Origin of the sequence: Chryseobacterium shigense, assembly GCF_014207845.1 — a bacterium.
Taxonomy (GTDB): domain Bacteria; phylum Bacteroidota; class Bacteroidia; order Flavobacteriales; family Weeksellaceae; genus Chryseobacterium; species Chryseobacterium shigense_A.
In genome coordinates, this window is the sequence record NZ_JACHLC010000001.1 from 1,491,674 (window position 1) to 1,517,473 (window position 25,800).

The window sequence follows — 25,800 nt, forward strand, 5'->3', positions numbered from 1 at the left end:
TTTGCACAGATTCCCGGAATGGTAAATTATAATGACCAGAATGGCCTGAATAATTCATATACCTACTCGATCACCCAGGATTCGTCCGGATTTTTATGGGTGGGAAGCGATAACGGATTATTCCGTTTTGACGGTAAAGAATTCAAACATTTCAACAATAAGCAAGGCCTGAAAAATATTGAAGCGCTTTCATGCATTCCTTTAGCAAACGGGGAAATTTTTATAGTTCCTTTTTTGAATGATTTTGCTTATCTGAAAAATGGCAGAATTATTAATTCAGATTCAAACAGTGAACTGAAAAAAATGCAGTTTGCCCATAATCCTGATGGTTATGTTAACGGTAACTCTCTATACCTGCATTCCGCTTATAATCCAGACCATATTTACATCTACAGAAACGGAAAAGTTAAAAAAATTCCTGTAGCCATCAGGTTCAGGCGTGGAGACTCCTACTCTACCTTTGGCCTGAGTGCCGATCATATCCTTTACCTGTTCAATCAAGATGATGGAGGAAATATTCAGGCCTATGATATCATCAGTAAAAACAGGACTACCTGCAATATTTCAGTTAATAAAAGGACATTCATCCTTAGAAAAGGGAATATTTTCGTTTTCAGAAACCAGAAGAATATTGATGTTTATCAGCTTTACAATAAATTCTATTTCAAGAAAATTAAAAGTTACAAAGCCCAGGAAGAGGTCGACAGGATTGTCATAGACAATAATTACCGACTTTGGCTCTGCCTGGAGGAAGGCGGAACCCTTTACTTCAGGCATTCACTTCTGGAAAAAGGCGACCTCTCCAGTCCTGTTAAGATGATGGAAAAATATATCATCAGCGATATTCTGGTGGATAAAGATAATAATACCTGGTTTTCTACCCGAAATAACGGGCTTTTCTTTATTACCGATCTCTTTTTTAAAAACTATGTTCACCGCACCTTAAAAAATAATTCATCATATATTACAGCGATTGCCAAGAATGACCGCGATATTTACCTGGGGTATAATGAAGCTAAAGGCAGTGTTTACCGTAACGGTAAGATCACTGATATTGTTTTTGAAAAAAATATCAAATTAGAGAATAAAGCTATTTTCTGTGACGGAAATACTATAATATTCGGGTTTACAAGAAGGCTTTTTCAATACAATACTGCAATTAGGGAAAAACATTTTCTGAAAGATTTTGTTTTGAAAAATATTGTACCCTATACAGCGGAATCCTTACTTCTCTGCACATCGGAAGGACTTACTTCCTATAATTACCACACAAAAAGCTATGCCGACATCCTCAGCAAAGAAAGGATTTACACCGCGCTTCCTTATGCCAGTGACAGTCTGTTTGCCGGCAATTTTAAAGATCTTTATAAAGTGAACACCCTTACAAAAAAGAAAACCCTATTTCTGGAAGGGTATTATTTCACAGATATTAAAAAACTGGGGGACAATCTTTATGTTGGAGCCACCAATGTTAAAGGGATCATACTTTTTAATAATTCTAAAATTCTACGGAAAATTTCAGAAAACACAGGTCTTGTTACCAGTCAGATTAAAAAAATAGAAATAGAAAATAAGAATGTTTTCTGGGCAAGCACCAATTACGGACTCAGCAGAATAGAGCTTAAAGAAAATACTATAAAGATCAATAATTTTACCCAGGCGGATGGACTTCCATCGAATACTGTCGCAGGATGCGTTTTGTCAGGCGATACAATCTATGTGGGAACATCAAAAGGACTGGGGATTCTTTCTGTTAAAAGCCTGATGGAACAAAAGAATTTCATCAACAAAAAAGTAATCATTAACTCTGTGATGATCGGAGGTAAAGAAGTCTTTGATACCCGGCAGGCGTTAACGGGACAAACTCCGGATAATGATATCATATTCAATGTAAGCTTCCCGGATTTTACTTCACAGGGAGAAATAAGCTACCGTTATAAAATTGAAGGACTCAGCAGCGGATGGCAGACAGGCAGTTCGCAGAAAATTATTTTCTCTTCCCTTCCACCGGGAAAATATACGTTTAAAGTTTTCGGGATTGGCTATAACGGAAAACAGTCTTACACTTCTACCGACCTGAATTTTGAAATTCTCCCCAAATTCTGGCAGACCTGGTGGTTTAAACTGATGATGATCGCTTTTGGAGCCATTTTATTATTTATTTTCATCACTTTCTATTTCCAGAAAAAAAGAAATAAAAAACTGGAAACCTTATATTATGAAAAGAAAATAGCCGAGCTGGAGCTGCAGGCAATAAAAGCACAGATCAATCCCCATTTCATTTATAATTGCCTTAACTCTATCCAGTTTCTCCTTTATAAAAAGGATTATAAAGAAACGGAGAACTACCTTGAGATATTTGCCCGGATGATCAGAAAAACCCTTCATTATTCAGAGAAGACCTTCATGTCCATCAAAGACGAGGCAGATTATCTTTCATTATACCTGAATATGGAAAAACTCAGATTAAAAGATGCTTTTGATTATAAAATTGATATATCTGAGAACGTGAATGAAAACTGGGTGATACCTTCCCTTCTCATACAGCCTTTTGTGGAAAACGCCATTAAACATGGAATTGCCGGTTTAAAAGACAGAAAAGGAAATATACAGATTTCTTTTAACTATACCGGAAACTCCCTTTCTATCACTATAGAAGACAACGGTGTTGGCATTGGCCGTGAAATACAGACAAGGCCGGATTCTTTCGGGGTAAAATTATCTCAGAAAAGAATTGAAACATTCAGGCAGCTTTTTGAGACTCATATCATACTGGAAATTTGTGATTTGTCTGAAAAGGAGCAAAGACCGGGAACCCAGATCAAACTTTATATCAAGCCTTATGAAAACCAAAATACAAGCATGCATCATTGATGATGAACAGGACGGGAGAGATTATATCGCTCTTCTGCTGGAAAACGAATTTCCGGAAATAGAATCCGCATTTCAGGCATCAGGTGTGGAGGAAGCCTATATTTATCTTTCTAGGAATACACCGGATATACTTTTTCTGGATGTGCAGCTGAAAGACGGTACTGCCTTTGATCTTCTTTCAGAATTCAGGGACATCAATTCCCGGATTATTTTCATTACCGCATTTGAAAATTTTGCGATTCAGGCTATTAAAAACGGTGCAGCAGATTATTTGCTTAAGCCTATCAGGAAAATGGATTTTATCATTGCCGTGAATAAAGTGCTGGAAACCATTAAAAAAAGTAAAAACCCTTCCCATATTCCTATCAATGAAAATAAGATCAGCCTTCCTACCCTTCAGGGATTCAAATTAACCAACATCAGCGATATTATCCGTTGTGAAGCAGATTCCAGTTATACAACCTTTTATCTTACGGATAAAACCAGGGTTATTGTTTCCAAAACACTGCATGAGTTTGAAGAACAGCTTACGAAATACAATTTTTTCAGGATTCATCATAAGCATCTGATCAATCTTTTTCATCTTAAAGAATATATCAAAGGGAAAGGCGGGCAGGTAGTGATGGCAGACCATTCCGTACTGGATGTTTCGGTACGCAAAAAGAATGATTTTTTACATAAAATTGAAAATATAGAATAGCTCAATTGGTGCAAAAAGAATCGCATTTATTACCTCAAAAACCGCACTTATTAGTTGGGGATATTTTCTCTGCGTTTACTTTTCTATTTTCGTCATGTTAATCAATAAATAAATTATCATGAAAAAAATTACAGGAAAGACGCTTAAGAAAGCTCAAATGAATTCAATTGTAGGAGGAACAGCCGTTATTACAGCGAGCAATCCTGGTTACAACCCACCCGTAAATTCAACATTACTGCTTGGGCCTATTGACCGTATACCTTATATCTACACAATGCCCTGGAATGGACTTCCAAATAACGGCTGGGTTGAACCAAAATAATGAAAATCTAAGCTCCGGTCTCTGGATCGGAGCTTAGTTAAATAGTAACTATTTATTATAGAATGATCTCCAAATTGTATTAATTGACGGGTCTAAGGATGGTTTATCAAACCGTCCTTTTTTCATATCCATTTCTCTAATTATTTCCTTAAATTCGGTTAAATAAAAAATCGTTTAATGATACAACTTCCATTATCCAAGCTATCCAATGTAGGAACTACTATTTTCAGTCAGATGACGCAGCTCGCCAATGAAAATGAAGCCGTTAACCTTTCTCAGGGATTTCCTGATTTTATGCCGGATTCTGAATTGCTGGATCATGTAACCCATTTTATTCAAAAAGGTTTTAACCAATATGCCCCGCTTGGAGGAATGATGCCGCTAAAAGAGGAAATTGCAAGGAAAATAGAGAACAGTCATCAGGCGGTTTACCATCCTGACACTGAGATTACTGTCACTGCGGGAGGAACCCAGGCTATTTTTACAGCCATTGCTACCTTTGTAAAAAAAGATGATGAAGTAATCATTTTTGAACCTGCTTACGACTGTTATGAGCCTACCGTGGAGCTTTTTGGAGGAATTGTAAAACGTTTTGAAATGAAAGCCCCGGATTATGAAATAGATTGGAATGCAGTAAAAAATCTGGTGAGTGATACAACCAAAATGATTATCCTCAATAATCCGAATAATCCTTCCGGGAAGATTTTAAAAGAAAATGATTTGCAGGAACTGATCAGCATTGTAAAAGACACTCATATTCTTATTTTAAGTGATGAAGTGTATGAGAATATTGTTTTTGACGGAAAGCAGCATTTAAGCATCTGTAAATATCCTGAATTGAAAGAAAGAAGCCTACTTGTTGCTTCCTTTGGAAAGCTTTTCCATGTTACAGGCTGGAAAACAGGTTATTGTGCCGCCCCTAAAAACCTTACTGATGAATTCAGGAAAGTACATCAGTTCAATGTTTTCTGCGTAAATACCCCTATCCAGCTTGCCCTGGCTGAATACATGAAAAATGATGAGCACTACAAGCAGCTGAACAGCTTTTTCCAGGAAAAGAGAGATTTTATGAGGAACGGACTTTCAGGCACTTCTTTCGGACTTCTGGATTGTGAAGGAACCTATTTCCAGGCGCTTACCTACGATAAAATATCTGACAAAAATGATTTTGATTTCGCTTCGGAGCTAACGATCAATCATAAAGTGGCAAGTGTTCCTTTTTCTTCATTTTATAAAAACAAACGAAATGACCATGTGATCCGTTTATGTTTCGCAAAAAAACAGGAAACTTTAGAGAAAGCCATTGAAAACCTTTCCAAACTATAGATTTTTAATCATGAAAAAAGCAAAGAAGGCAAATATGAAAAGTAAATTTGTCTTCTTTGCTTTCAACTTTTCAGATTTTTAGCCTATAAAAACATTCCTCCTGAAACTTCAATTCTCTGGCCGTTGATCCATCTTGCATCTTCAGTACAAAGGAAAGCCACTACTCCACCGATATCATCAGGAAGTCCTGCTCTGCCTAAAGCCGTATTGGCAGCAATCATTGAGTTGATTTGCGCATCATCCCTTGTTCTTCCACCTCCGAAATCTGTTTCTATAGCGCCCGGAGCAACAACGTTAGATTTAATTTTTCTTGCTCCAAGTTCCTTCGCCTGGTATTTTGTCAGCATATCAATAGCTGCCTTCATAGAACCATACACAGAAGATCCCGGAACAGCAAATCTTGCCAGCCCTGAAGACACGTTAATAATTCCTCCTCCATCATTAATGAATGGCAAAAGTTTCTGAGTCAGGAAAAATACTCCTTTGAAATGAATATCAACCATATCATCCAATTGTTCTTCCGTCACATCCGGAATCGGAGCATGTAAAGCCGTTCCTGCATTGTTCACCAGATAATCAATATTTCTGCTGCCCGTTTTTTCTTCCAGGTAATCTCCCAGAGTTTTAACAAAAGCCTCAAAACTTTTTGTATCTTTTGTATCCAATTGATAAGCAACTGCTTTTCTTCCTAACGACTGAATTTCTTCCACTACCTTATCTGCCTCTTCCTTATTGCTTTTATAAGTAATGACAACGTCCAGTCCTTTTTGAGCAATCTTAAGTGCTGAGTTTTTACCCAATCCACGGCTTCCTCCGGTTACCAGTGCGATATTTGTTTTTGTGTTCATTTTATTTTGATTATTTTGATGGTACAAAGTTGGGATATTTTCAGATTAAAGTGTTTGCCTGAATCAATCTGAAATTTGCAAAATTCAAATCATGAACGGAATTCCACTGGGGTAAATGAAGTTTTTCTTTTGAAAAAATTTGAGAAATGGGCAATTTCTTCAAAACCCAGTGCATAAGAAATCTCCGAAACATTCCATTTGGTCTGTCTTAAAAGGATTTTAGCTTCCTGAATCATTCGGTCCGCAATAAATTCGGTAGTTGTTTTCCCGGTACTTTCCTTTAATTTTTTATTCAGATAATTGACATGAACGGCTAATCTGTCGGCATAATCTTTTGCTGTTTTCAGCTGTAACCTCTGATCTGAGGATTCTATTGGGAACTGCCTTTCCAGGAGCTCTATGAATAATGATACTACTCTCAGCGAAGCATCGTTTGAAGCTGAAAGTTTTGCGGCAGGCTGCAATTTCTGTCCATAATGGATCAGTTCCAGCACATAGTTCCTGATCAGGTCATATTTGAAAATATAATCGGAATCTATTTCCTTTTTTATTTTTGTGAACAGGATTTCTATTTCCTCTGCCAGTTCATCCTCTATTTCAAACACAGGAATATTGCCCGGCTGAAAAATAGGCAGGTCTTCCAGTGAAAACCGGGATTGTGCCTTGATAAAAAAATCTTCTGTAAACACACAGAAGCTTCCGGATTGGTCCGGATCTTCCGGAACCCAGTGATAAGGAACTTTTGGAGTCGCAAACAGTAAAGCATTTTTCCTGATAGCAATGATTTTGTCTGCATACTCTGCTCTGTTTTTCCCCCTGATAAGGCTTATTTTGTAGTATTTCCTCCTGTTATAAGGCATTTCTGAAGTGGTTCTTACTCTTTCAATAGTCTGCCTGATATCAAATACATTAAAATGCCCGATATCTTTATGAAGCCCTTTTGGAAAAATACTTTCAAGATCTTTTCCTAGTTTGGCTGCCATCTCTCTGTAAAAATCTTCAAGGGACGAATGAGTGATCTTTTCCATAACCATTGTTTGCAAAATTCAAATATACAAAGTTAACCTGATTTGAAAAGTGAATATATTTATTTCTACTTTTTTCCACATAATGTGATATATATTCAGATGTTTTCCTTATCTTGGTTTTCAACTAACTCACTAACAATCAAACCATGAAAAATTCAAACTTACACAACGGAAAAAAACTAAACAAAAGAGAATTAAGAACGATCAGAGGAGGAAAAGAAATGTGTGTTGATCCTGCTACAGGGCAATGCAGAAAATATGGAATTGGCTGCGCCGAATTAAAATGCCAGCTAATAGATCTATAGAGTTAATATAATTACCCAGAAATGCAAATTAAAAAACGCTCCGGAGATATACCCTGGAGCGTTTTTCTTTATAACTAACTTTAATATTTTCTTATACGTTGAATCTGAAGTGCATGATGTCACCATCCTGAACAATATATTCTTTACCTTCTACGGCAAGTTTTCCTGCTTCTTTAATTTTCACTTCGGAGCCATAGGTTACATAATCATTATACTTGATTACTTCTGCACGGATGAATCCTTTTTCGAAATCTGTGTGGATTACTCCGGCAGCCTGTGGAGCTGTCCATCCCTGCCCGATTGTCCAGGCTCTTACTTCTTTCACACCGGCTGTAAAGTAAGTATGAAGTTTTAGCAAGTCATAAGCCTTTCTGATCAGACGGTTTACGCCCGGCTCTTCAAGTCCCAATTCTTCAAGGAAAATCTCTCTTTCTTCAAAAGTTTCCAGCTCGTTGATATCTGCCTCAATCTGTGCTGCCAAAACAACAATTTCCGCTCCTTCATTTTTAGCCATCGCTTCAATTTTTCCTATCCATTCATTTCCGTTTTTGATAGAATTCTCATCAACATTACAAACATATAATACCGGCTTTTTCGTTAAAAGCAGAATATCATCAATAATAGGTCTGGTTAAATCATTTACCGGAAATTCTCTTGCATTTTTACCGTCCTCAATGAATTTTTCAAGGCTTTGAAGGGTTTCATAAACCAGGATATCGTCTTTTTTTCCGGATTTGATGAATTTTTTGGCTTTTTCAACAGCTTTTCCTACTGTTTCAAGGTCTTTAAGCTGTAACTCGATATCGATAATTTCTTTATCTCTTAAAGGGTCTACAGAACCTTCAACATGGATGATATTCCCGTTATCAAAACATCTTAAAACATGGATAATTGCCTCACACTCACGGATGTTGGCAAGGAACTGGTTTCCTAACCCTTCTCCTTTGCTGGCCCCTTTTACAAGACCTGCAATGTCAACAATTTCAACTACAGCCGGCAATACTCTTTCCGGGTTAACTATTTTTTCAAGTTCAAACAGTCTGGGATCCGGTACAGATACTGTTCCCAAATTCGGTTCTATCGTACAGAAAGGATAGTTAGCGGATTGTGCTTTAGCATTGCTCAAGCAGTTAAAGAGAGTTGATTTACCTACATTCGGAAGGCCTACAATTCCACATTTCATATTGTAAAATTCAAAGTTTAATATTCAATGATGCTATTCAGGTTCAAGGTCTAAAATGTGATGTTTAAAAGTTTATTTTTTATCAATTCCGACTACTGAACTTTCAGCCTGCAAAGATAGTGATTTTAAAGGGAGTTTCATAATAAAAAAATCTGCCATATTCCGGCAGATTTTAAATAATTTTTGTTCAAAAATTGTGTTTATGGGTTATCTCCGGTAGCATTCTGAGCCAGAGGTATGTCATTGGGAGCTTCCTGCAGTGTTTTATCTAAAGTAAATAAGGATTCATCCGTAGCGCGGTCTCCTCCTGCAATTTTCAATTTATCAATCAGGTTGGAAGCCAGTGTTTCTTCTTCTATCTGTTCCTGAACAAACCACTGCATGAAATTCCATGTAGCCCAGTCTTTTTCTTCCAGTGCCATATCTACAATCCTGTAAATTGCTGTAGTGTTATCAACTTCATGTTTAAAAACACCGTCAAAACAGGCTGTTAAAGATTCCGGATCGGCAGGGGGAGCGGGTATGGCATCTACTTTCGGTTTCCCGCCTCTGTTCAGCACATATTCCATGAATTTGATGGAATGGTTTCTTTCTTCCTGTGCATGCCTGTAAAGGAAATTGGCTATTCCCTGATATCCTTTATCATCCGCCCATATTCCATACGACAGAAAAACGTGTGATGCGTGAATTTCTTTGTTCATCTGATCACTGAGTGCTTTTTCAATAGTCGTGGAAAGTCTGTTGGTATTCATAATGTTATATTTTGGTGATTATAGAAATAATGATGCAAAAATGATTCCGATAAAGCTTTATTTTTTAATCAATAATGAAAATTTAACTTACAAATAATTGAATTACATTATTTTAAACGAATAATTTATAGTAATTCTAAAATAAAAACCAGTCCTGCTAAAGAACTGGTTCATTTTATTTTTAAAACTGACCTTTATTTTATTTTTTTTGCCATATAGTCACTTTCATTTCCAAGTCTGTCGACTGCTTTTATAGCTACTGCATTCAGCTTTCTGCCTCCTTTGGATTTTGGAATATCTCTTGAAAGGTTATCCAGTGTAAGTATTTCGGTTTCCCAAACTCCGTTGTACTGGGTGAAAAGTACCCATTGGAATACGTTTCCTATATTTTTAGTACTCCAGCCGGCCTGGATAAAATTTCCGTTATCCGTTGTAAACAAAGTTGGAGTCTGCAATGGAGCTGCTTTTATCCACGGGGTTTTCGGAACTAATGCTTTCTCGCTGTACGGTCCATTCTTTAAAGTAGGCAGCATCGCTGCGTTTTTTGTTAATCCGGCAATACTCCAATGGATTTCTCCGGCATCATTCTTTAAGACCTGTCTGGAAATTTCGATCTGGTTTTTGATTTCTGCCGGACGGTCTGAAACTTTAATTTCAACGGTATTGAGCCCCGGCCAGAGATGGCGGTTCTTTGTATTTTCAGATTTCCACCAGTTCAGTAAAGGCTCAAAGCCCTGCCCTTTTGCATCAATCGGCCAGTACAGCTGTGGTGAAAAATAATCTACCCAGCCTTTATTCAGCCATAGTTTTGCATCAGCATATAATTCGTCGTATTGAGAAGAGCCTACAATTCCTTCGGGATATCCGGGCTTCCAGATTCCGAACGGGCTGATCCCGAATTTCACATAATCTTTTTCAGCATGAATTTCTTTATAAATTCTCTCCACGAATTTATTGACGTTGTCTCTTCTCCAGTCTGCTCTGGATAATGTTCCTCCGTTTCTCAGATAGTCATTCCAGGTTGTATTGTCAGGAAAATCCGCTCCCCTGTTATAAGCAGCGTAAGGATAGAAATAGTCGTCAAAATGGATGGCATCAATATCATACCTTTTCACAATATCTTTTACGACATTGGAAACATGTCCCTGTGTTTTAGGATTGGCAGGATCGAACCAGTACATTCCGTTTTTCAGTTTTACTACAATATCGGAAAGTTTGTTCACCATAGACAGACTGTTCACAGCGCCTCCGTTGGTATGGTGTGCACGGTAAGGATTCAGCCATACGTGCAGTTCCAGACCTCTTTTGTGTGCTTCTTCAATCCAGAACTGAAGGGGATCATAGTTCGGATAAGGAGCTGTTCCCGTTTGTCCTGTCAGAAAGGATGACCATGGTTCTATACTACTTGTGTAAAGGGCATCTGCCGAAGGTCTGATCTGAAAAATTGCGGCATTGAAATTATTATCTTTCAACATATCGAGCATACTTATTGCTTCCGCTTTCTGCTGATCAACGGTTAAATTATTTCTTGAAGGCCAGTTGATATTGGCTACACTTGCGATCCATGCTCCTCTGAATTCCCTTTTAACTTCCGGAAGAACTGTTCTGAAGTTATCGTCAGCCGGAGGTACCGGGGTTGCAGGTTTTACTGTAGTAACCGGATTTTTAGGTTTTATGATATTGCTGTTAGGCTTTGATTCATTTTTTGTTGGTGCTGCTTTTACGGTATTGTTCTGTACGGAGCAACTGGTATATGATGCGAAGGCTCCCGCCAGAAAAGTAAGCTTTATAATATTCATTTTCATCGTCTGCAAACTACTTTAATTTTATTTTTTCTAAGAGATTATTATGCCAAAATAAACATTTTAAGATATAGTCTAATAAAAAAGCCCCGAAAAATTCGAGGCTTTTCTGATATATAAGGATTTCTTATGCTTTTGCTGATCTTTCCACTCTTTTTCTTTCTTCTTCGGAAAGGAGTTTTTTTCTCATTCTGATGAAGTTTGGAGTAACTTCAATGGCTTCATCACCCTGAATATATTCCATACATTCTTCCAGTGAGAATAAAATTTTCGGAGCAACACCGGTATCTTTATCTTTTCCGGAAGCTCTCATGTTGTTCAGCTGTTTTGCTTCTACGATGTTTACTACAAGATCTCCAGGTTTGTTTTGCTCACCGATAATCATACCTGCGTAGATTTCTTCACCCGGATCAACGAAGAATTTACCTCTATCCTGTAATTTAGCGATAGAATATTCTGTAGCCGGACCTTGGGTTTTGCTGATCAATACTCCGTTATTTCTTCCAGGAATCGCACCTTTGAAAGGTTTATATTCTGTGAAACGGTGTGCCATAATAGCTTCACCGGCAGTAGCAGTCAACATCTGAGAACGCAACCCGATCAAACCTCTTGAAGGAATCTCGAATTCCATATGCTGCATTTCACCTTTAGTTTCCATAATGTGAAGGTCACCTTTTCTCTGTGTAGCCAAATCGATAACTCTTGAAGCATATTCTTCAGGAACGTCAACAACCAAAGATTCGTAAGGCTCACATTTTTCACCATCAATTTCTCTCAGGATTACCTGTGGCTGACCAATCGTCATTTCATACCCTTCTCTTCTCATCGTTTCAATTAAAACTGACAAGTGAAGAATACCTCTACCAAAAACAAGGAAAGTGTTGGCATCATCAGTCTGCTGAACTCTTAATGCAAGGTTTTTCTCTAATTCTTTGGTTAATCTTTCTTTCAGGTGGTTAGAAGTAACATATTTACCGTCTTTACCGAAGAAAGGTGAATTGTTGATAGAGAACGTCATGTTCAGCGTAGGCTCATCAATTGCTGTTCTTTCCAACGGTTCAGGGTTTTCAAGATCTACGAATGAATCACCGATCTGGAAAGCATCAAAACCTACCACGGCACAGATATCTCCTGCCTGTACTTCAGTTACTTTTTTCTTTCCTAAACCTTCAAAAACGTATAATTCTTTTACTTTTCCTTTTACAACTTTTCCGTCTGCCTGTGCAAGACCGATCCATTGAGATTCTTTAAGTTCACCTCTTGTTACTTTCCCGATCGCAATTCTTCCCAGGAATGAAGAGAAATCCAGCGAAGTGATCTGCATCTGAAGGTTACCTTCCGTTACCTGTGGTGCAGGAACATATTGTAAGATTCCATCTAATAATGGTAAAATATCTTCAGTCTGTTCTAATGAAGTATTAAACCAACCTTGTTTTGAAGATCCGTAGAATGTTGGAAAATCCAACTGTTCTTCGGTAGCTTCAAGGTTGAAGAATAAATCGAATACCTGATCGTGAACTTCATCAGGACGACAGTTTGGCTTATCTACTTTATTGATAACAACCAATGGTCTAAGTCCCAATTCCAATGCTTTCTGAAGTACGAATCTTGTCTGAGGCATCGGTCCTTCAAATGCATCAACCAATAGAATTACTCCATCCGCCATTTTTAGAACTCTTTCTACCTCACCACCGAAATCGGCGTGACCGGGAGTATCAATTACATTAATTTTAGTGTCTTTATAGGTAACAGAAATATTTTTGGATAAGATCGTGATGCCTCTTTCTCTTTCAAGATCATTGTTATCCATTATTAATTCTCCACTTTCCTGATTTTCTCTGAAAATGTTTGTAGCATGAATAATCTTGTCAACCAAAGTCGTCTTCCCGTGGTCAACGTGTGCGATAATCGCAATATTTCTAATGTTTTGCATGAATGATTTTTACGGGTGCAAAAATAGTGTTTTTTAATGAATAATGAGCAAGAATATGGATTAATTAACAAATTCATAATGAGAAATTTAGATAATTCCTTTTAAAAAAGCTGAATAAAATAATATACGTCAAGTTCTGTCGCTGGCTCCATTTATCTTTGCTTCAGTAGTTTTCCTGCAGGAAACATATTTATTAACACCAAAAAAACAAAAAATGGCAACAATTGAATTAAATGACCAGTTTACCAATGAATGGACAGTTTTTGAAGAAGCTGAATATAAGTATTATGATCACAATCCGAACACTGTACCTCCTCTTATTACTCCTCCTCCGATTACCATAGATGATTGCGATGGGATTATCTACAAAAATATTGATGATAAGTATTACAGAAGAGTATTGGTTGATGACACGGTAAATGTAAAGTGGTTTGGAGCTAAGGGTGATGGTGAAACAGATGACACAGAAGCGATAAAAAACGCCATTGAATCTTACCATTCAGTAAGATTCGACCGTGGTCGATATATCATCAATTCTACTATTGAAATTCCAATGGAATTTTCAGGACGTAGCATTTCAGGAAGCGGCAGTGATATATGGGATAAAAACAGCACTGTTCTTACAACGAAAAACTCAAATACAATTTTTACAGGTGCAGAAGGACTAAATACTTTCAAAATTTCAAATCTTATTTTTGACGGGAAACATAACGATCATGCTACTACATCAGGAACTATTGCAATGGATTTTACTGAAGGGGGCGGATTGATTCTAGACAGAGTAGTGGTAAAAAATTTCTCTGAATATGGTTTATATTCCAAAAGAGGTCTATTAAGAATAGAAAACTGTTATTTCAGAGATAATAAAGTGGGTGCTCAAATATATTCGGACAGCAGTATCTCGAATTCTGAATTCGCTGCAGGAGATATTCCTTTAAGACTGGTTGCCGGAGGTAACAGATTAGTCAATGTATGGTGTAATTCCGGAAAGGTCTCATGCCTGGATATTGAACCTCTGGATACTGATACAGGTCATCAAAACACGTCTATCACTAATTTATATATTGGTGAAGTGGAAAGCGATCAAACCGAAGCGTATGCTATCCGAATCAGGGGTAATGATATTAAAAGAGTACAGCAGGTACAGATCAGCAATTCATTCTTTGTTCATGCTGCCGGTGACTCACTAAACGGATTCGTATATACAGATAAAGCTGACGAAATTATTTTGAACGGTATTAATGTTCTAGGCAGAGGCCTGTATTCAACCGCGAATGAATATACCAGTCATTTTGTTAAAGGAATTAATTCCAATAGAATTACAATTGCCTCAAGTGTAATTAATGGTATCAATAAAAATGCTATATATCAAGGGAGCAATTGTTATGATTGGGAAATATTTAACAATACCTTCAATAACTGTGGTGATCATATTGCCGTTAATGATGAGGGAGCAAATATTTACGTAGCTGAAGCATTGGGAAGAACATCCGTGATCGGCAACAAGTTTTTAGTGGCAAGCGGGAGTTCCGTTCCATACGCTGCATACGTTTCCAGCATTGACAGTTTAAACTGGGACAGCAATTTCATTTCTTATCCTAACGCCATAATTGTAAAAGACCCTACTTATACAAGTTCGCCTGAAAACAACTTTTCCGGTTCTTTTTACAGAAATGGAAATGATTTTAAAACAGTAAACAAAGCAGCTTTGACAGCCAGTTACTTTGATCATGGGTTTGTACGTCCAAACAAAAACTTAAAACATGCACAATTCTTTTATGACAGTAATCACAGAAAACCTATTTGGTATGATGGTCTGGATTCAACGTGGAAAGATAGCACAGGAGCAGTAATATAAATCATAAAATATTCCAGGAATACATGATGTTTGCCAAGTATCATATTTACGTAGCAACCTATCTGATGATATTTTTGGTAAAAACCCATCTACAAAAGATTTTGCAAATACACAGGTAACTTCTAACGTACAGCTCATTGTTTAAATATAAAGCACCTCAATTGAGGTGCTTTTTTTATTCATCACATCAGGTTCCAATAAAATTCATATTTCCTATATCAGATAAAATTTTGGATTGCACCAGAATTCCACCACCAATAAATAATTCCGGTCTGAACCAAAACTACTAATGAAAATTTTAACAAAAAAGATATTTTTGAAATCTTATGCCTGAAAATAAACATCCCTAATATCGCTCCCAGCGTCCCTCCTATGAAGGTCATTCCCAGAAGTGTATTTTCCGGGATTCTTCTTTTGTGTTTAATTGAAAGCTTTTTATCCCATCCGAAAATAATAAATGTTAACAGATTTATTATAAGAAGAATATATATCATCATGACTGCAAAAGTAGTGAATTGAATAATAGTTGATACTTCATCAATATAAAAAGCTGCCTTATAAAAAGCAGCTCTTCCTATTTGTATTGTATCTAACAATTATTTTTTAGCCTTTACATCAACAGCAATCTCGATGTCTTTGCTGATCATCCATTCAGCAGGATCTGCTTCTGAAGTACCGAATTTGATTCCCCAGTCCGCTCTGTTCACAGTAAATTTAGCATGGATAGACGCTGAATTTTCCGTTACATCCACTTTAGCAGGGAAAGTTACGTTCACTGTTTTTCCTGATAAAGTAAGGTTTCCGCTTACTGTTTTATTGGCTCCTGCAACTGCATCTTTAGGTGCATCTTTCAAATCTGCAACACTTGTAATTTTGAAGTCTGAGGTTGGATTTTTTGCCGTATCAAAGAAATCAGGATTTTTTAAGTGAGCTTCAAGATCTGCCGGTTTTTTATCTTTTTCTGTTACTGAAGCTGGATCTACTTTAATGGAATTCATATCAATAACAAAGTTTCCTGCAGCTAACTGACCACCTTCAACGCTAAGATCTCCTGATTTTACGTTAAGTGTTCCCCAACGAGGAGCCATACCTCCTTTATGAGTTGCTTTCCAGTTTACTACAGAAGAAGCAACATCAACTGCTAAAACTTCACCTTTGCTTTCAGCTACTTTCTGTTCTGTAGCTGTAGCCGCAGTTTCTGCAGATTTTTCTTTATTACATGATGCTGCAAGCAATCCTACTCCTACCAATGCAATTACACTAAGTTTTTTCATATTATTTATTTGTTTAAAAAAATTTAATTAATATTTTAAATTTCAAGTTTCAAAAATAGAAAAACCATACCATTTATTATCTTAACATACATCAAGAAACAAAAAACTTCAGTTTTTATTGTTCATTATGCCTGAAAAGGACAGACCAAAATATTTCACTCCATAGCAAAATTACCTATTTTAGCTGTTTAAAATTTAACATGAACGTTACAAGCTATATAAAACAGATACTCGACATCCCTGAAAAAAATATCAACAGTACCCTTCAATTACTGGCCGAAGACTGTACAATCCCCTTTATTTCCCGTTACAGAAAAGACAAGACCGGAAATCTTGATGAAGTTCAGATTGAACAGATTTCAAAGATCAGCAAGCAGTTTGAAGAAATTATAAAACGAAAGGAAAGCATCTTAAAATCAATTGAGGAGCAAAATGCCCTGACCCCTGAGCTAAAGCAGAGAATTAAAGAAAGCTTTGATATCCAGGAACTTGAAGACCTTTATTTACCATTCAAAAAACGCAGAAAAACAAAGGCAGATGCTGCTAAAGAAAAAGGACTGGAACCTCTGGCGAAAATTATAATGAGTCAGAAAAACAATGACCTGCAGTTCCTTGCCTCCAAATACATAAACAATGAAGTTCCGTCTGAAGAAGAAGCGCTTCAGGGAGTGAGAGATATTATGGCTGAATGGATTAACGAAAATATGTATGTGCGTAAAAATCTCCGCCGTTTGTTCCAGCGCAAGGCTGCAATTACTTCCAAAGCAGTCAAAGCTAAAAAAGATGAAGAAGAAGCACAGAAATTCTCCCAGTATTTCGAGTGGGAAGAACAGCTTAACAGAACACCTTCTCACAGGCTTTTGGCTATGCTCAGAGCCGAATCGGAAGGTTTTGTGAAACTGAATATAGGAATAGATAAGGAAGAAGCAGTGGATTTTATTGAAAAAGCCATCATCAAATCCAATAATGAAAGTTCAGAACAAATTTCCATAGCCATAAAGGATAGTTACAAACGTCTTTTAGAGCCTGCTATTTCCAACGAAGCTTTACAGGAAGCCAAAGAAAAAGCAGATAAAAAAGCAATTGAAATATTTTCTGAAAACCTGAGCCAGCTTCTTCTTGCCCCACCTTTAGGCGAAAAGAGAATTTTAGCAATTGATCCGGGCTACAGAAGTGGCTGCAAGGTGGTGTGCATTGACGAAAAAGGAGATCTTCTCCATAATGAAACCCTCTACCCTCACGCCCCTCAAAATGAAAGCGGAATGGCCATGAAAAAAATACGTTCTATGGTAAATGCTTACAATATTGAGGCAATTTCCATCGGAAACGGAACGGCAAGCCGTGAAACAGAATTTTTCATTAAAAAAATTGCTTTTGATAAACCATTGCAGGTTTTTGTGGTTTCGGAAGCGGGAGCATCAATATATTCTGCCAGTAAAATTGCAAGAGATGAATTTCCGTCTTATGATGTAACTGTCCGTGGCGCTGTTTCTATCGGAAGAAGACTGGCCGATCCGCTGGCGGAACTGGTAAAAATTGATGCAAAATCCATTGGTGTCGGACAGTATCAGCATGATGTAGACCAAACCCAATTAAAGAATGAGCTTGATTCTACCGTGATGAAGTGTGTAAACTCTGTAGGAATCAATTTAAATACAGCAAGCAAATCATTATTAAGCTATGTTTCCGGGATTGGTGAGAAAATGGCAGAGAATATTGTAAGCTACCGAACAGAAAATGGTCCTTTTGAAGACAGAAAAGAGCTTAAAAAGGTTCCCAGACTTGGAGAAAAGGCTTACCAGCAGGCTGCTGCTTTTGTGAGAATTACCAATGCTAAAAATCCTCTCGACAATTCAGCCGTGCATCCGGAAGCCTATGGAATTGTAGAAAAAATGGCTAAAGATTTAGGTATCAAAACTAATGAACTGATTGCCGGCAAAGAAAAAATAGCTCTGGTAAAACCTGAAAATTACATTACAGAGGAAATAGGAATTTTAGGAATCAAAGACATTTTGAAAGAGCTTGAAAAACCCGGATTAGACCCCAGAAAGGCTGCTAAAGTATTTGAATTCGATCCTAATGTAAAAAGCATAAAAGACCTGAAGCCTGGAATGATCCTTCCCGGAATTGTCAATAATATTACGGCTTTCGGATGCTTTGTAGATATGGGGATTAAAGAAAGCGGGCTTGTCCATATTTCCCAGCTTAAAGACGGCTTTGTTTCTGATGTAAATGAGGTGGTGAAACTTCATCAGCATGTACGCGTAAAGGTAACGGAAGTGGATGAAGCAAGAAAAAGAGTTCAGCTGAGCATGATTTTGTAATTGTTTTTTTGTAAAACTGTTTTAAAATTATTAACCAAATACTAAAAGCAACAGTATATTTTGAGTAATAAAAATTTAATTTTTGATTTAGACGGAACACTTTGGGACCCGAGAGCAACGGTTATCAAAATATGGAATGAGGTTTTAAACAAGCATCAGTTAATAGAAAAAGACTTAAAACCTGAAGATATGAATCCATATATGGGATTACTGGCTGACAATATTTTAAAAGATATTGTTCCCGGGATTTCAGACCAACGTGTTCATAATATTCTTTCTGAAATTGTTCAACATGAAAATAAAACTCTGCGTATTCATGGTGGAATTCTGTATGAAGGTGTTTCCGAAACTTTGAAAAATTCAGCAAAAAATCATCGGCTTTTTATTGTCAGTAACTGTCAGGACGGATATATAGAATCTTTTTTAGACTTCTATCATTTCAACGATTTGTTTACAGATATTGAATCTTATGGGCGAACGAAGAAACCAAAAGCTGAAAACATCAGGCTGATTATGGAAAGAAATGATTTAAGCCCGGAAAACTCTGTGTATGTTGGTGATACGCAAACTGATTATGAATCCGCAAAAGCCAATAACCTGCCATTTATTTTCTGCAAATATGGCTTTGGAAAGTTAGACACATCTGAATACCAGCCTTCAATTTCAAAGTTTTCAGATATGGAACTCCATATTTAACCATCCTCAAAAATAGCATCCGAATAAAAAACAAAGGCTGTACATTTATCTGTACAGCCTTATTCTTTTAAAATTCATATCTGAAATCTAAGATCTTATATCTTCCCTCTATTTAAAATCCTTAGAATCTCTCTTCGGCTGTTTAGCATCCGGCCATTTTACCGTTTCCCCTTTTTCATCCTGAGGCAATACTCTTTTTGTCCTGCTTGTAAATTCAGGGTCTTCTGATGCCATGTAAGCCAATGCAGCCGTTAAAACCACATTATTTTTCACCTCATCAAAAACGATTTTATCATAGGTATCTTTTGTAGTGTGCCATGTATAACCGAAATATCCCCAGTTCAGGGAGCTTAAAGAAAATCCGGGTACTCCTGCCGCTACAAATGATGCATGATCAGAGCCTCCGCCACCCGGCATTCCCGGAAAATCTGTTTTAATCTGGTCTCTCACGGTTTTTGGAACTCCGTTCAGCCATTTTCCGATATAGCTGTAAGAATCCACGAATCCCTGTCCGCTGATATTAATCACACGTCCGGTCCCGTTATCCTGGTTAAATACAGCCTGAACTCCTTTCATGATTTGCGGATTATCTGCCACAAAACCTCTTGAACCGTTCAGTCCCTGCTCTTCACTTCCCCAAAGCCCAATAACGATAGTTCTTTTATTGTTCGGATAATATTTTTTCAATATTCTCATTGCTTCAAGCATGGTAAGTGTACCCGTTCCGTTATCGGTTGCACCCTGCGCTCCATCCCAGGAATCAAGATGGGCAGAAAGTATGACATATTCTTCCGGTTTTTCCTTTCCTTTGATGATACCAATTGTATTAAAACTTTTTGCATCAGGAAGAATTTTAGATTGAGCTTCTATTCTGACCTTTGGTTTAGCTCCTTTTTCAGCCATTCTGTAAAGCATTCCGTAATCTTCCACATCAATATCAATCATTGGAATTTTTGCTGTTTTTGCTCCGAAAATCCTGTTCGCTCCCATAATGCCCGTCCAGTTGGAAATAGCAATTCCCGCTGCACCGGCTTTTTCTAAAGCTTCCGGAAGTGTGTTGTTATCATATCCGATATTCTTTACATAATCGCGGAAATCTTTCCCGGCCTGCTCTTTTTCTGCTTTCAGTTTTTCGTACAGTTCCGTAGTGGCAAATTCTTTAATCTGTTCATCGGAACGTCCGATCTTTTGATACTGCGCTATTAGTACTATTTTCCCTTTTACAGAAGGAATCCATGCATCAAATTCGGCTTTGGAAGAAACTTTTGGAAGTACCACAACCTCGGCTTCTACTGCTTTTTTCGTTGCCGGGCTCCATGCAAGCTGTGTTGCAGCCAATGATTTCACGCGCGGATAAACCATATCTACATGAGTGATTCCGCGCTGCCATCCTTTCCATGTCCCGAACTGCTGAAGATTGGATTCTATACCCCACGAACGGAGTTTTTCTGCAGTCCATTCATTCGCAGCAAGCATTTCAGGGGTTCCTACAAGACGTGGCCCTATTCCGTCCAGAAGCTCATAGGCCATATTTTCCAGCTGTGAGCTGTTATTGATTTCATCTACAAAGCTTTTTACAACGGGATCAAGTTTTTCTTTCGGATCTACCTTCACCTGGGCCCATGAGAACTGAGCAGCCAGTACAACCGCAGGCACGGCAAAAAATCTATTTATCTTCATAACATATATTGAATGCTTAAAGATAGCAGAATTTACGTGAATAAGGAAGAAAATTCACAGATAAGAGGGATAATTTACGGATTTACCAATCTGATTTAAATAAAAAAGACCGCCCAAAACTGACGATCCTGAAATGTATTCAAAAAACTGTTATTTTTCACTGATAAAAGCCTGTTCATCAGCTGAAAGGAGGATTGCATCTTCTTTTTCCTCTTTCACAGGAACATTTTCCCAGATGCTTTTACTGAAATCCACTTTCTGGGAAAGGCCTTCCTTTCCGGACTTTTCAAAAGTATTATAAATAATTTCCCGGCTGAATTTTCTTTCATGTTTCTTGCCAAGATAAAAAGCTGAGTATTTATCCCCTTCAAACCTGGTTGAGGCAGGCAGATACATGCCGTCTTTTTTATAAAAATCAAAAATAAGAGAGGCATCCCCAAGCTGATAATCATACTCTACCCCTTCTGCTGTTGTTCTTCTGACCGGAGGATAATCTGCCTGCAAATACTGTACTTCAAAGTAAGTGATGACCTTATCGGTTTTATTGTATTTAAACTCTCCTTTCAATTCAATTCCAACACCGGATTTGACTTTAAACGTGATCAGTTGCTCATCACCTTCTTCAGATATCATCTTCGCTGAATATTTTGCCCCGATGCTCCTTACATGATTGAGGGTACGGTTCAGTTCGAAGCTGAAAAAATAATTTCCCATATACTCATGAGAAAATTCATTGTTTCCCGTGGTAAAGATACTGTCTGCCTTTATATTTTTCAGGTATTTTACATTGTTCAGCTGTATCTGCAGGATCTCATCATAGTTTTTCCTGATGCCGTCTTTATAATTATACTGATTGCTTTTGCTCCATAATTTTGCTTCGGCGATCGCCAGAAAGTAGAGCTTATTATTATCTAACTTCTTCTCTTTGTATATTACATCATAAAGGGAAGGCTCATTATAATACCTCTTATGGTAATTTTTACTTACATCTCCAAGAAGCTTCCTGAGATCTATGCTCACTATCTTTACTTCTCCAACATTTTTGTAAGCACGAGCCAGTTTGATCAGGGAATTAAAAGCAGTAATTTTCTTTTTCTGATAACCGGAAGCTGAAATTTCAAAGTTTTCCGCATCCTCTCCCACCGGGGCAAAACCATCCTCATTGGTATAAACAATCTGATCCTTGAGAATAATTCTCGCATGAGATACAGGTTTTCCGTTTTCGGAATCGACCACTTTCAATTTCTGGGCAGAAAAGAATCCAAAAATGAAAATGAATAAAAAGTAAGAGTGTTTCATGGTGAGTATAATTAATTTTTAAAATTAACTATACAAATATATATCCCGACGGTGAAATGAGATTATTTCTAATAAAATTTAATAGTATTTAACTTATACAGTAGTTAAAGCCGAATATTTTAAACCTGAGGATAGGTCATAAAAAAAGCCGGCTCAATGAGCCGGCCCGGGAACGAATTATTTTTTAGCTTCTTCTACAGAAACTTTTCTGAATTCTTTGAACAGTTTGCTAAGTTCCAAAGCTGATTTACGAGCTCTTGTACCAGCAGCTTTGTTTCCTTTTTCTGCTTGTTGGTTAGCTTCAGTTGCAAACGCTTCGAATTCAGCGTTGATTTTTTCAATTAGTTCTTTCATTATTTTAAAAATTTAGGCTGCAAATATAGGTTTTATGGTAATTCCAGCCTAACTCAGGCAGAAAAAGTTTGAGCTGAAATGTGTTTTTTTTCTACTTTTTTCTTATCCATCTGATTTTCTTTGCATTTCTATTAAAAATTTATGGCTTTTATTAAATTCCATAGGGCATCCGGGCAATTATCCGGATATTTTTTCATCCGCTGATCTTCTCTATTTATTCTTATTCCAAAGTTGAATTAATAGCGGAAATACAGGAAACTCATTTTTACCTAATGCATAGATTTTAAAATAAATAACTGTATCGGTTAAATTAATGGGAATTGTATCCTTTTTAAATGCAATAATCTTCTAATTTTGAATAAAAAAGATTCATGAATATAATATCAAAATTTACCGTAGGTTCTGAAGATGGGATTTCTGATCTTATAAGTATTATTGATTCTTCGGTGTACACTATGTACAAGGGATTGGTTCCTGACGAGGACATCAAAAAATATATTGCCAATGATATTGATCCCCGAAAAATGATCAATGACCTGAATGATCTTTCCAACCAGCTTATTATAACTTATGCAGACGATAAACCCGTAGGTTACAGCATTTTGAAAAGCGGCTCCGGCCATCCTGCGCTGCCTGAAGGAAAAAGAGCAACGGAAATCAGTTTTGTGATACTTCCTGAATTTGATTCACCGGAAATCAGGCAGTCACTTTGGAAAAAAAGCAGGTCCGCAGCCAGCTTTACAGATATGATATGGCTCAATATGATGGCACACGATCCTCTTCTGGAATTTCTGAAAGAATCAGGTTTTGTTACTGTTGCCGATACTACAGCCGGACCTTTTCAACTTCCATCCCACATATTGAAACTGGAGTTTTAGAACGGCTCAAATTTTTAAAAGATTCAAAATTGAGAATAACTATAATGTTCATTTTCATTTCATTCCTTAAAGCAATTTTAAATTAACAGCAGTTTACGTATCTTTGATTTTTATAATTTATACATCATGAGCGATCAGCTGGAAACTATTGAAGATTATTACAGGCGCATCCGGAAAGATCAGATAAAAATGTTCGATTCCGATGAATTTGAAACGGGAAAGTCACATTTCAATGTTTCAATGCGGAGGTACTGCAGTTTTAAAAGCCCATACAACCGCCGTGATTATTACAAAATAAGTTTCATTATTGGAAAAGGGACGTTCCAGTACGGGCATCATAAACTGTATGTTGACCGGCCCGCCCTCTTTTTCCCTTCGCCTAATATTCCGTACTCCTGGGAATGTGACGGGGATCTTCAGGAAGGATATTTCTGCCTGTTTAACCAGGAATTTTTCAGCGGAAATACTGAATTCAACCTTTTTAAAAAGACTTCTCTGTTTAAGGAATGGAGCACGCCTCTTATCTTTTTAACCGATGAGCAGACACAGCTGGCAACTCTTTATTTTGAACAGATGTATAAGCTGAACAATTCACCGTACCCGTTCCGATGCAGCAGCATTAAAAGCCATCTGGCCTCTGTAATGCACCTTGCTCTTGAAAACCGTGTGGATGACATCAACCCTAATGAACTTCCTGCCAATATCCGTCTGTACCGTTTATTTGATGAGCTTCTCAATAAGCAGTTTCCACTGGATTCACCGGCCTATCCCCTGGCACTGAAAACGGCTTCCGATTTTGCGGATCATCTTAATGTGCATGTTAATCATTTAAATTCATCGGTAAAATCGGTTACTCAGCTTACCACTACACAAATTATAAAGGAAAGGGTGTTTGAAGAGTCCAAAAACCTGTTGAAATACACCAATTGGGATATTGCTGAAATAGGATATACCCTGGGATTTGAGCAACCTTCCCATTTCAATAATTTCTTTAAAAAACATGCTGAGGTTTCCCCTTTAAAATTTAAAAATACATTTTAATCTTTGATTTTTGTAATTTTTACTTTGTCTTTTAAAATTAAACTCATGCATTCCTGATCTATTTTTGCATAGTAAAATAACGAATGAATATGTTGTTGAAAGAAGCATCTGAAAAAAGAATCAGATTAATAACCATTATGGCCTTTGTGTCGATCCCGCTTTCCGGGTTTGTCACTGATATTTATTTACCATCATTTCCATCGATGGCAAAAGAAATGAACGTATCTGAAAAGGATATCCAGATTACTTTAACCTCTTACTTATTAAGTTATGGGATCTCACAGCTTTTTGTCGGGGGAATCCTGGACAGTATCGGGCGTTACCGTCCAAAGCTGGTCGCCCTGTTCTTACTTATAGTCAGCAGTATCCTGATTACAATGACGGACAGCATTCTGCTGATCTGTCTTCTCCGTATTCTTCAGGGAGCCGCCGTTTCCGTACTGGTTGTAGCGACCAGAGCTATTTTTGTAGATCTTTATGATTCTGAAAAAGTAAAGCATTATCTGAGCTATTTCACCATTGTCTGGTCATGTGGGCCTATCCTCGCTCCTTTCCTCGGAGGATATCTCGAAAAACTGTTTAACTGGCATGCCAATTTCCATTTCCTTGCCTTATATGCAGGAATTTTATTTTTGTTCGAATGGTTTTTCAGTGGCGAAAGTTTACCGGAAAGAAAAAAACTCAACCTTTCTGAAAATATCGGCCTGTATAAGATGATGCTGAAAAACAGGATATTTATGTTAGGAATTTTTATTCTGGGATTAAGCTATTCTATTGTTATGCTTTTCAATATCACAGGTCCTTTTATTATTGAAAATACGTTTCATTTCACGCCGGTAGTTATCGGCTACTGTACCCTGATCTTAGGATTTTCATGGATGATTGGCGGATTTATAGGAAAAAGAAGGCTTAAACTTGACTTTAAGGAAAGAATCCTTCACCCTATCATTTTACAGCTGATTCTGATCACCGGACTAATTACTACCAGCTTCTATGCGGAAAACCTGTTCATTATGATTCCTTTTGCATTTTTCATTCATATCTGTTCAGGCATCTTGTTTACGTCATTTTTTACAACCAGTATGCTTTATTTTCCTAAAAATGCAGGAACAGCAGGCGGACTGATGGGCGGACTGGTGTATGTAATTACCTCTATTACGAGTTTTATTATTTCGGTGAGTGGAACTGTTACAGAACAGGATGGTCTTGCCTGGCGTTATCTGGCGATTGCGATGATACTTTTAGGAATTATCCTGGTCATGCACCAGGCCGTTAAAAAAGAAAAAGCAGAGAATTGATCTCTGCTTTTTTATTTCAATAAAA

At 37.3% G+C, this 25,800-nt stretch carries 22 protein-coding genes; 11 read left to right on the top strand and 11 right to left on the bottom strand.

The features are described 5' to 3' along the window. Positions 1–18 precede the first annotated feature (18 nt). From HNP36_RS06885 to HNP36_RS06900, 4 genes are all read left to right on the top strand, one after another. Entirely contained in the window at positions 19–2,874 is a 2,856-nt protein-coding gene (locus HNP36_RS06885; protein WP_184159094.1) for a histidine kinase, read from the top strand. Further along, positions 2,843–3,574, top strand: coding sequence for a LytR/AlgR family response regulator transcription factor (locus HNP36_RS06890; RefSeq protein WP_184159092.1), 732 nt, complete (start codon positions 2,843–2,845; stop codon positions 3,572–3,574). The genes HNP36_RS06885 and HNP36_RS06890 overlap by 32 nt, the downstream gene beginning before the upstream one ends. Positions 3,575–3,731: 157 nt before the next feature. Further along, positions 3,732–3,896 (top strand): hypothetical protein, encoded by a 165-nt coding sequence (locus HNP36_RS06895; protein WP_184159090.1) that lies wholly within the window; start codon positions 3,732–3,734, stop codon positions 3,894–3,896. Positions 3,897–4,073: 177 nt separating this feature from the next. After that, complete coding sequence (locus tag HNP36_RS06900) at positions 4,074–5,222, top strand: methionine aminotransferase (RefSeq protein WP_184159088.1); 1,149 nt, start codon at positions 4,074–4,076, stop codon at positions 5,220–5,222. An 83-nt stretch (positions 5,223–5,305) separates the two neighbouring features. Here the strand turns inward: HNP36_RS06900 and HNP36_RS06905 are convergent, their stop codons facing one another. Next, positions 5,306–6,070 (bottom strand): SDR family NAD(P)-dependent oxidoreductase, encoded by a 765-nt coding sequence (locus HNP36_RS06905; RefSeq protein WP_184159087.1) that lies wholly within the window; start codon positions 6,068–6,070, stop codon positions 5,306–5,308. An 89-nt stretch (positions 6,071–6,159) separates the two neighbouring features. Next, complete coding sequence (locus HNP36_RS06910) at positions 6,160–7,098, bottom strand: helix-turn-helix domain-containing protein (protein ID WP_184159085.1); 939 nt, start codon at positions 7,096–7,098, stop codon at positions 6,160–6,162. A 146-nt stretch (positions 7,099–7,244) separates the two neighbouring features. On the opposite strand from HNP36_RS06910, the gene HNP36_RS06915 reads away from it, so the two are divergent. Beyond that, the gene (locus tag HNP36_RS06915) at positions 7,245–7,403 is read left to right on the top strand and encodes a hypothetical protein (RefSeq protein ID WP_184159083.1); all 159 of its coding nucleotides are present in this window, start codon (positions 7,245–7,247) and stop codon (positions 7,401–7,403) included. Positions 7,404–7,494: 91 nt separating this feature from the next. Here HNP36_RS06915 and ychF read toward each other — a convergent pair whose 3' ends face one another. From ychF to typA, 4 genes are all read right to left on the bottom strand, one after another. Beyond that, positions 7,495–8,586 carry a redox-regulated ATPase YchF gene (ychF, locus tag HNP36_RS06920; RefSeq protein ID WP_184159081.1) on the bottom strand — a complete coding sequence of 364 codons (1,092 nt, stop codon included), beginning with the start codon at positions 8,584–8,586 and terminating at the stop codon, positions 7,495–7,497. Positions 8,587–8,786: 200 nt separating this feature from the next. Continuing rightward, positions 8,787–9,338 carry a ferritin gene (locus HNP36_RS06925; RefSeq protein WP_184159078.1) on the bottom strand — a complete coding sequence of 184 codons (552 nt, stop codon included), beginning with the start codon at positions 9,336–9,338 and terminating at the stop codon, positions 8,787–8,789. Positions 9,339–9,532: 194 nt separating this feature from the next. Continuing rightward, positions 9,533–11,143, bottom strand: a complete 1,611-nt coding sequence (locus HNP36_RS06930) for a glycoside hydrolase family 10 protein (RefSeq protein ID WP_184159076.1) — start codon at positions 11,141–11,143, stop codon at positions 9,533–9,535. A 124-nt stretch (positions 11,144–11,267) separates the two neighbouring features. Continuing rightward, on the bottom strand, positions 11,268–13,073 hold the full coding sequence (typA, locus tag HNP36_RS06935; protein ID WP_184159074.1) for a translational GTPase TypA: 1,806 nt from the start codon (positions 13,071–13,073) through the stop codon (positions 11,268–11,270). Positions 13,074–13,287: 214 nt separating this feature from the next. On the opposite strand from typA, the gene HNP36_RS06940 reads away from it, so the two are divergent. Further along, entirely contained in the window at positions 13,288–14,931 is a 1,644-nt protein-coding gene (locus tag HNP36_RS06940; RefSeq protein ID WP_184159072.1) for a glycosyl hydrolase family 28-related protein, read from the top strand. Positions 14,932–15,149: 218 nt separating this feature from the next. Here HNP36_RS06940 and HNP36_RS06945 read toward each other — a convergent pair whose 3' ends face one another. Both HNP36_RS06945 and HNP36_RS06950 read right to left on the bottom strand, forming a co-directional pair. Next, entirely contained in the window at positions 15,150–15,527 is a 378-nt protein-coding gene (locus HNP36_RS06945; protein ID WP_228456273.1) for a DUF1294 domain-containing protein, read from the bottom strand. Next, positions 15,528–16,205, bottom strand: a complete 678-nt coding sequence (locus HNP36_RS06950) for a YceI family protein (protein WP_184159070.1) — start codon at positions 16,203–16,205, stop codon at positions 15,528–15,530. Positions 16,206–16,405: 200 nt separating this feature from the next. Here HNP36_RS06950 and HNP36_RS06955 point away from each other — a divergent pair, with 200 nt between their 5' ends. Continuing rightward, positions 16,406–18,529, top strand: coding sequence for a Tex family protein (locus tag HNP36_RS06955; protein WP_184159068.1), 2,124 nt, complete (start codon positions 16,406–16,408; stop codon positions 18,527–18,529). A gap of 60 nt (positions 18,530–18,589) precedes the next feature. Beyond that, on the top strand, positions 18,590–19,225 hold the full coding sequence (locus tag HNP36_RS06960; RefSeq protein WP_184159066.1) for an HAD family hydrolase: 636 nt from the start codon (positions 18,590–18,592) through the stop codon (positions 19,223–19,225). A gap of 108 nt (positions 19,226–19,333) precedes the next feature. Here the strand turns inward: HNP36_RS06960 and HNP36_RS06965 are convergent, their stop codons facing one another. The 3 genes from HNP36_RS06965 to HNP36_RS06975 form a co-directional block, all read right to left on the bottom strand. Continuing rightward, on the bottom strand, positions 19,334–20,905 hold the full coding sequence (locus HNP36_RS06965; protein WP_184159064.1) for a M20/M25/M40 family metallo-hydrolase: 1,572 nt from the start codon (positions 20,903–20,905) through the stop codon (positions 19,334–19,336). A 150-nt stretch (positions 20,906–21,055) separates the two neighbouring features. Further along, a complete protein-coding gene (locus tag HNP36_RS06970; protein WP_184159062.1) occupies positions 21,056–22,204 on the bottom strand; it encodes a hypothetical protein in 1,149 nt (382 codons plus the stop codon). Positions 22,205–22,381: 177 nt separating this feature from the next. Then, positions 22,382–22,558 carry a histone H1 gene (locus HNP36_RS06975; RefSeq protein ID WP_040994607.1) on the bottom strand — a complete coding sequence of 59 codons (177 nt, stop codon included), beginning with the start codon at positions 22,556–22,558 and terminating at the stop codon, positions 22,382–22,384. 371 nt (positions 22,559–22,929) lie between these two features. Between HNP36_RS06975 and HNP36_RS06980 the strand changes: the two genes are divergently transcribed. The 3 genes from HNP36_RS06980 (at position 22,930) to HNP36_RS06990 (ending at position 25,775) form a co-directional block, all read left to right on the top strand. Then, the gene (locus HNP36_RS06980; protein WP_184159060.1) at positions 22,930–23,436 is read left to right on the top strand and encodes a hypothetical protein; all 507 of its coding nucleotides are present in this window, start codon (positions 22,930–22,932) and stop codon (positions 23,434–23,436) included. Positions 23,437–23,562: 126 nt separating this feature from the next. Then, a complete protein-coding gene (locus HNP36_RS06985) occupies positions 23,563–24,477 on the top strand; it encodes a helix-turn-helix domain-containing protein (RefSeq protein WP_184159058.1) in 915 nt (304 codons plus the stop codon). Between the two features lie 92 nt (positions 24,478–24,569). Beyond that, positions 24,570–25,775: a Bcr/CflA family efflux MFS transporter gene (locus HNP36_RS06990; protein WP_184162199.1), complete on the top strand. Its 1,206-nt coding sequence runs from the start codon at positions 24,570–24,572 to the stop codon at positions 25,773–25,775. Positions 25,776–25,800: the final 25 nt, after the last annotated feature.